The organism is Cellulomonas biazotea, assembly GCF_004306155.1.
GTDB classification, from domain to species: Bacteria; Actinomycetota; Actinomycetes; order Actinomycetales; family Cellulomonadaceae; genus Cellulomonas; species Cellulomonas biazotea.
In genome coordinates this window covers 1-7,195 of record NZ_BIMR01000218.1, presented here as the reverse complement: position 1 = coordinate 7,195, position 7,195 = coordinate 1, and the positions used below count along the sequence as shown (strand labels likewise).

The window sequence follows — 7,195 nt, the reverse complement described above, 5'->3', positions numbered from 1 at the left end:
GCGCACGGTCGTGCCCCGTGCGCCGCGCCGTCGTCAGGACGCGGGTGCCGCCGGCGGTGCCAGGACGAACGCCGGCGCGCGCAGCCCGCCTGCCGCGAAGGCGTCCGCGACCGCGGAGGCGACCGCGTCGACCTCGTCGGCCCTGACCAGCGCGATCGCCGAGCCGCCGAAGCCGCCGCCCGTCATCCGGGCCCCGAGCGCGCCCGCGGCGCGCGCCGCGTCGACGACCAGGTCGAGCTCGCGGCAGGACACCTCGTAGTCGTCGCGCAGCGACGCGTGCGACGCGTCCATGAGCGGCCCGACCGCCTCGACGTCGCCCGCGTCGAGGCGTGCGACGAACTGCTCGACGCGCTCGATCTCCCGCACGACGTGCCGCACCCGGCGCACCTGCACGTCGCCCTCGGCCGAGCCGTCGGCGAGCGTGGCCAGCGCCGCGTCGAGCGCCTCGGGCGCGACCTCGCGCAGCGTGCCCACACCGAGGCGGACCGCCGCGGCCTCGCACGCCGCCCGGCGCGCGGCGTACTGCCCGTCGACCAGTGCGTGCTCGGCCCGGGTGTCGACCACGAGCAGCTCGAGCCCGTGTGCGGACAGGTCGAACGGGACGTGCCGGACCGACCCGTCGAGGCAGTCGAGCAGCAGCGCGTGCCCGGCGCTGGCCCGCAGCGACGCCGACTGGTCCATGCCGCCCGTCGGGGCGCCCGCGATCTCGTTCTCCGCCCGCACGCACACCGCGGCGAGGGTCGTCCGGCCGGCGTCGTCGGGCTGCTCGGCGGTCCCCGCGAGGCCCAGGTCGAACACCGCGTCGAGCGCGACCGCGACCGAGGCCTCGAGCGACGCCGACGACGACAGCCCGGCGCCGTACGGCACGCACGAGTCGACCGCGACGTCGAAGCCGCCGACGACGTGCCCCGCCTCGCGCAGCGCCCACGCGACGCCCGCCACGTAGGCGGGCCAGCCGTCGACCGTCCCCGGGGCGACGTCCGCGAGCCGGACCTCGCGCACGCGGCCCGCCTCCTGCGCCGAGACGAGGCGGACGGTGTCGTCGTCGCGGCGGCGCAGCGCGACGTACGCGCGGTGCGGCAGCGCCGTGGGCAGGCACAGGCCGCCGTTGTAGTCGGTGTGCTCGCCGATGAGGTTGACGCGCCCGGGCGCGGACCACGTGCCGTCCGGCTCGGTGCCGAACCGGTCGACGAACAGGTCGTGCGCGCGCCGGGCGCCGTCGGCCGGGGCCCAGGCCTCGACCCACTCGACCGCCGCGCTCACGCGAGGTCCTGCAGGCGCGCCGCGATGCGCTCGGGCGTCGTGTCGTTGACCCACGCGCCGAGGCCGGACTCGATGCCGGCGAGGTACTTGAGCTTGCCCGGCGCGCGCAGCACCGAGAACACCTGGAGGAACAACCGGGACTCATCGCGTCCGTCGTTCACGGGGGCCTGGTGCCACCCGGCGATGTAGGGCAGGGGGATGGCCGTCTCGTCGTCGACGAAGAACAGGTCGAGGCGGCGCAGCAGGTCGAGGTACACGTGCGCGAGGTCCTCGCGCTCGGCGTCCGTCAGCGCGGGCAGGTCGGGGACGTCGCGGCGCGGCGCGAGGTGCACCTCGACGGGCCAGCGGGCCGCGAACGGCACGTAGGCGACCCAGTGCTCGGACTCCAGGACGACGCGCGTCCCGGCGCGCAGCTCGGCGTCGAGCAGGTCGCGGCCCAGCAGCCGGCCCGTGCGGGCGGTGTGCGCCTTCGCCTGCTCGACCATGGCCGCGGTGCGCGGCGCCAGGTAGGGCAGGGCGTAGATCTGCCCGTGCGGGTGGTGCAGCGTGACGCCGATCTCCTTGCCGCGGTTCTCGAACACGAAGACCTGCTCGATGCCGGGGAGCGCGCCGAGCGCCGCGGTGCGGTGCGCCCAGGCCTCGATGATCGTCCGCATCCGTCGGGGTCCGACCGTGCGCAGCGACGCCGAGGCGTCGGACGAGAAGCACACGACCTCGCAGCGGCCGGCGGCGGGGCGCGTCGTGAAGAGCTCCTCGCCGTCGGCAGGGGCCGGCTCGTCGAGGACGCCCGGGACGGCCAGGAGCGACGGGAAGCGGTTCTCGAACACGACGACGTCGTAGGCCGTGTCCGGGATCTCGCCGTCCTGGTACTCGGCACCGGGGCGGGCAGGGGCGAGCGGGTTCGCGTCCGCGGGCGGCAGGAACGTGCGGTTCATGCGGTGCGCCGCGATCGCGACCCAGTCGCCCGTGAGGGGGTCGCGGCGCAGCTCGGGGCCGGTCACCGGGTGGGCGACGCCGTGCTCGTCGAGGACGGGGGCGAACCGGTCCGGCAGCGGGCGCGGGTCGTCGAGGCGGCGCGTCGCCGCACCCGACACGTACGGCTCGGAGTCGTCGAAGTAGAGGAGCTCGCGGCCGTCGGCGAGGCGCGTGGACGTCGTGCGGACGGCGGGCTGCGGGGTGGTGGTCACGGGCGGTCTCCGGTCGGTGGGGCGGGCTGGTGCGACGCCGGGTCGCGGGGGACGTCGCGGGGGAGGGGGACGAGCTGGACGCGGGCGCCGGTCGCCTCGGCGGCGGTGCGGGCGTCGTCGGTCAGGGCGTCGTCGGTGAGCAGCAGGTCGATCTCGTCGAGCGTCGCGATCCGGGCGAGCCCGGTGACGCCCCACTTGCTGTGGTCGGCGACGACCGTGGTCGCGGCGGCGCAGGCCAGCAGGGCCCGGTTCGTCGCGGCCTCGGCGAGGTTGGGGGTGGTGAGGCCGTCGGCGTCCAGGCCGTGCACGCCGAGGTACGTGCGGTCGACGCGCAGCCGCGCGAGGGCGGCGTCGGCGACGGGCCCGACGAGCGCGTCGGACGGGGTGCGGACGCCGCCCGTGAGGATGACCTCGAGCCGGTCGGTGCCGGGGGCGGCGTGGTGCAGGACGTCGGCGGCCCCGACGGAGTTCGTCACGACCGTGAGCGGGCGCAGCGTCGGCGTCGCGGCGAGCAGCTCGGCGAGCAGGTGCGTCGTGGTCCCGGCGGACAGGGCGATCGCCTGGCCGGGCTCGACGGTCGCGAGCGCCGCCTGCGCGATCGCGCGCTTCTCGGCCTGGGCCCACGCGCGCTTGGCCTCGAAGCCGGGCTCGTCGGTGGGGCGGCCGCCCGCGTCGGGGGCGACGGCGCCGCCGTGCACGCGGCGGACGAGGCCGGCGCGGGCGAGCTCCGCGATGTCGCGGCGGACGGTCATGTCGGAGACGTCGAGGGCCTCCACGAGGTCGGCGACCCGCGCCGCCCCGTGGGCCCGCACGACGCCGAGGATGTGCTCCTGCCGCTGGGTCGCCAACACCCCGACATCATCACACACAACCGAACAACTTCAAACAGACAGTGGTCCGGCGGGTCGACCCGCCCCGGGTCAGCGACCCGCGGGCGTCAGCCCCAGCGAGCGGCCCGCGAGGTTCCGGCGGCGGCCCGACAGGCCTCGCGCGACCTCCCGCAGCGCCAGCGCGGCCGGGGAGTCCGGGTCGGACAGCACCACGGGCGTCCCGGCGTCGCCGGCCTCGCGCAGCGACACGTCCAGCGGAACCTGCCCGAGCAGCGGCACGTCCCCGCCCGTCAGGCGCGACAGGTTCTCCGCGACGCGTGCACCGCCGCCCGAGCCGAACAGCTCCAGGCGCGAGCCGTCGGGCTGCGCGAGCCACGACATGTTCTCCACGACCCCCACGACGTGCTGGCGCGTCTGCACCGCGACCGACCCGGCACGCTCCGCGACCTCCGCGGCCGCCGCCTGCGGCGTCGTCACCACGACGATCTCCGACCCCGGCAGCAGCTGCGCGACCGAGATCGCGATGTCGCCCGTCCCTGGCGGCAGGTCCAGCAGCAGGACGTCCAGGTCGCCCCAGAACACGTCCGCGAGGAACTGCTGCAGCGCGCGGTGCAGCATCGGGCCGCGCCACACCACCGGCTGCCCCGGCGGGACGAACATGCCGATCGACACGACCTTGACGTCGTGCGCCACCGGCGGCAGCAGCATGTCGTCGACCTTCGTCGGCGGCCGCGTGACGCCGAGCATGCGGGGGATCGAGAACCCGTAGATGTCCGCGTCGACGACCCCCACCCGCAGCCCGTCCTGCGCGAGCGCGACCGCGAGGTTCGCCGTCACCGACGACTTGCCCACGCCGCCCTTGCCCGACGCGATCGCGTACACCTTCGTCAGCGACGACGGCTTCGCGAACGGGATCTCCGGCTCGGCGTCCGTGCCCCGCAGCAGCGTGCGCAGCGCCTGGCGCTGCTCGGCCGTCATGACGCCCAGCTCGACGACGACCTCGGCGACGCCCTCCACGGTCTGCACGGCCGCCGTGACGTCGCGCGTCAGCGTCTCCTTGAGCGGGCAGCCCGGGGTCGTCAGGTCGAGGCCGACGCGCACCCGCGCACCCGCGGGCGTCTGCTCGACGTCGACCGACCGGACCATCCCGAGCTCGGTGACCGGGCGCCGGATCTCGGGGTCGAGCACGGTCGTCAGCGCGGTGCGGACGGCCGCGTCCAGGGTCGTCGGGTCCGAGGGGGAAGGCATGCCCTCATCGTAGGTGGCGCCCCGAGGGTCGCCGGGACGAGGGTCCCGTGCGGGAGGACGCGACGGCGAGCGTGCGCGTCGCGGGTCAGGTCCGGTCGGTCCGGCGGACCCGCGGCGTGCTGTCCGTCCGGGGCGGCGGCTCGACGCCCTCGGCGTGCTCCGCGTGCTCGGCGCGCTCACGCTCCTCGCGCTCGGCCTCGCGCTCCTCGGCGAGCTCCTCCAGCAGGTTGCGCAGCTCGGACCGGACGAAGTCGCGCGTCGCGACCTCGGACAGGCCGATGCGCAGTGCCGCCATCTCCCGCGCCAGGAACTCGGTGTCGGCGAGGTTCCGCTCGGCGCGCTGCCGGTCCTGCTCGGCCTGTACCCGGTCGCGGTCCGTCTGCCGGTTCTGCGCGAGCAGGATGAGCGGTGCCGCGTAGGACGCCTGGAGCGACAGCACGAGCGTGAGCGCGGTGAAGCCGAGGTCGGCCCGGTCGAACTGCAGGTCCTTCGGCAGCAGCGTGTTCCAGGCGATCCACGCGACGCAGAAGACCGTCAGCCAGATGATGAACCGCGGCGTGCCGAGGAAGCGCGCGATCGACTCCGACCACTGCCCCTGCCGGTCGGCGTCCACCCGAGGGCGCGGCAGCAGGACCCGCCGCGTCTCGCGCGGCTGGTCCAGGCGCTCAGCCACGACCGCCCCCGACCGTGCCCGTGGTGCGCGTCGACGGCGACAGCTGCGCCGCCGGGTCCTCGTCCGTCTCGCGCCAGTCCTCGGGCAGCAGGTGGTCGAGGACGTCGTCGACCGACACCGCGCCGAGCAGCCGCTTGTCCTCGTCGACGACCGGCAGGGCGAGCAGGTTGTACGTCGCGAGCTGGCGGGTCACGGACATCAGGGGAGCGCCGACCGGGATCGCCTCGACGTCGGTGTCGACGATCGAGCCGATCGCCTCGTGCGGGGGCTCGCGCAGCATGCGCTGCAGGTGCACGACGCCGACGAACCGGCCCGTCGGCGTCTCCAGCGGCGGCCGGGCCACGAACACCATCGACGCGAGCGCGGGCGCGAGGTCCTGGCGGCGCACGTGCGCGAGGGCCGCCGCGATCGACGTCTCCGGGCCGAGGATCACCGGCTCGGTCGTCATGAGACCGCCCGCGGTGTTGTCCTCGTACGCGAGCAGCCGTCGGACGTCCTTCGCCTCCTCGGGCTCCATGAGCCCCAGCAGCTCCGCGGCCTGCTCGTCGGGCAGCTCGCCCAGCAGGTCCGCGGCGTCGTCCGGCTGCATGGCCTCCAGGACGTCGGCCGCGCGGTTGAGCTCCAGCCCCTGCAGGATCGCGACCTGGTCGTCCTCGGGCAGCTCCTCCAGGACGTCGGCCAGGCGCTCGTTGTCCAGGGCCGACGCGACCTCGAAGCGGCGGGTCGTGCCGAGGTCGTGCAGCACGTCGGCCAGGTCGGCGGCCTTGAGGTCCTCGTACTGCGCGAGCAGCAGCTCCGCGCCCTGCGCGGCGGCCGACGTGCGACCCAGCGCGACGACCGCGTCGACCGGCACGAGCAGCGTCTCGCCGCGGCGGTGCAGCAGCCCCGACTTGCCGGGCCGGCGGCGCCGGACGAACACCTTCGTCACCAGCCAGTCCCCGCCGCGCTGCAGCTCGATCGCGACGTCCTCGACGGTCGCCTCGCCCGAGCCGTCGGCCATGACCACGGGACGGTCGAGCAGCTCGCCGACGACCAGCGTCTCCGTCGAGCGCTGCTCGAAGCGGCGCATGTTCACCAGGCCCGTCGAGATGACCTGACCGGCGTCGACCGCCGTCACGCGCGTCAGGGGCAGGAAGACGCGGCGCCTGCCGGGCACCTCCACGACGAGGCCCACGGCCCGCGGTGCCCCTTTGGGGCGCACGAGCACGACGACGTCGCGCACCCGTCCGACCTGGTCACCGAGCGGGTCGAACACGGTGGTGCCGGCGAGGCGCGCGACGAACACCCTGGTCCCGACGCTGCTCACGGGCGCCAGCCTAACCGCGCCGGTGCGTGTCGGCTGGTGGCACCGGGCCGCGGCGTGGGAGAGGATCGCCGCATGGCGTTCACGGGCTCGCGCGTCCCCCGCACCCCCACCCCGCCCCAGGGGGAGACGGTCGCGTCGTACGCGACCTACCTGGAGGCGCAGAAGGCGGTCGACCACCTCGCGGAGAAGGCGTTCGCGGTGCAGCTCGTGACGATCGTCGGGACCGACCTGCGGATGGTCGAGCGTGTGACGGGACGGCTGTCGTACCCGCGCGTCGCGCTCGGCGGGTTCGTGTCGGGGGCGTGGTTCGGCCTGTTCGTCGGGCTGCTGCTCAGCCTGTTCACCGCGCCGGGGTCGAGCAGCCCGTTCATCCCCGCGATCCTCATCGGCGGCGCGTTCGGGCTGCTGTTCTCCGTCATCACCTACTCGTTCTCCCGCGGGCGGCGCGACTTCACGTCGTCCAGCCAGATCGTCGCGTCGTCGTACGCCGTGCTGTGCCGGACCGAGCAGGCGCACAAGGCGCGCGAGCTGCTCCGCGAGATCGGCGGCGTGCAGTCGGGGTGGCCGGCGCGACCGGCCGTCGCGCCGCCGGCGCCCGTGTCCGACCCGCGGGCCGCGTACCCGCCGCCCGCCGCTCCCTCGGGACCGCCGTCGGGCGCGCCGACGGTGCCGCCGGTGGCCCCGCAGC

Annotated in this window: 7 protein-coding genes; 1 reads left to right on the top strand and 6 read right to left on the bottom strand. The window is 75.6% G+C overall.

Annotated features, from left to right (window positions below; all coding sequences use genetic code 11):
• Nucleotides 1–33: 33 nt before the first annotated feature.
• From galK to CBZ_RS13845, 6 genes are all read right to left on the bottom strand, one after another.
• Nucleotides 34–1,263 carry a galactokinase gene (galK, locus tag CBZ_RS13870; RefSeq protein WP_130782109.1) on the bottom strand — a complete coding sequence of 410 codons (1,230 nt, stop codon included), beginning with the start codon at nucleotides 1,261–1,263 and terminating at the stop codon, nucleotides 34–36.
• Complete coding sequence (gene galT, locus CBZ_RS13865; protein ID WP_130782108.1) at nucleotides 1,260–2,450, bottom strand: galactose-1-phosphate uridylyltransferase; 1,191 nt, start codon at nucleotides 2,448–2,450, stop codon at nucleotides 1,260–1,262. Before galT ends, galK begins: the two co-directional genes overlap by 4 nt.
• Nucleotides 2,447–3,301, bottom strand: coding sequence for a DeoR/GlpR family DNA-binding transcription regulator (locus CBZ_RS13860; protein WP_246013390.1), 855 nt, complete (start codon nucleotides 3,299–3,301; stop codon nucleotides 2,447–2,449). Before CBZ_RS13860 ends, galT begins: the two co-directional genes overlap by 4 nt.
• A 69-nt stretch (nucleotides 3,302–3,370) precedes the next feature.
• Nucleotides 3,371–4,528, bottom strand: coding sequence for an Mrp/NBP35 family ATP-binding protein (locus tag CBZ_RS13855; RefSeq protein ID WP_130782107.1), 1,158 nt, complete (start codon nucleotides 4,526–4,528; stop codon nucleotides 3,371–3,373).
• A gap of 85 nt (nucleotides 4,529–4,613) precedes the next feature.
• Nucleotides 4,614–5,201 carry a DUF1003 domain-containing protein gene (locus CBZ_RS13850; RefSeq protein WP_130782106.1) on the bottom strand — a complete coding sequence of 196 codons (588 nt, stop codon included), beginning with the start codon at nucleotides 5,199–5,201 and terminating at the stop codon, nucleotides 4,614–4,616.
• Entirely contained in the window at nucleotides 5,194–6,507 is a 1,314-nt protein-coding gene (locus CBZ_RS13845; protein WP_130782105.1) for a magnesium transporter MgtE N-terminal domain-containing protein, read from the bottom strand. The genes CBZ_RS13850 and CBZ_RS13845 overlap by 8 nt, the downstream gene beginning before the upstream one ends.
• Before the next feature lie 72 nt (nucleotides 6,508–6,579).
• Here CBZ_RS13845 and CBZ_RS13840 point away from each other — a divergent pair.
• Nucleotides 6,580–7,195, top strand: a 616-nt coding sequence (locus tag CBZ_RS13840) for a YflT domain-containing protein (protein WP_246013388.1), incomplete at its 3' end; no start/stop codon positions are given.

Coding starts and splice junctions, on each gene's coding strand:
- CBZ_RS13855 (WP_130782107.1), bottom strand. CDS start 4,528: ATGCCTTCCCCCTCGGACCCGACGACCCTGGACGCGGCCGTCCGCACC.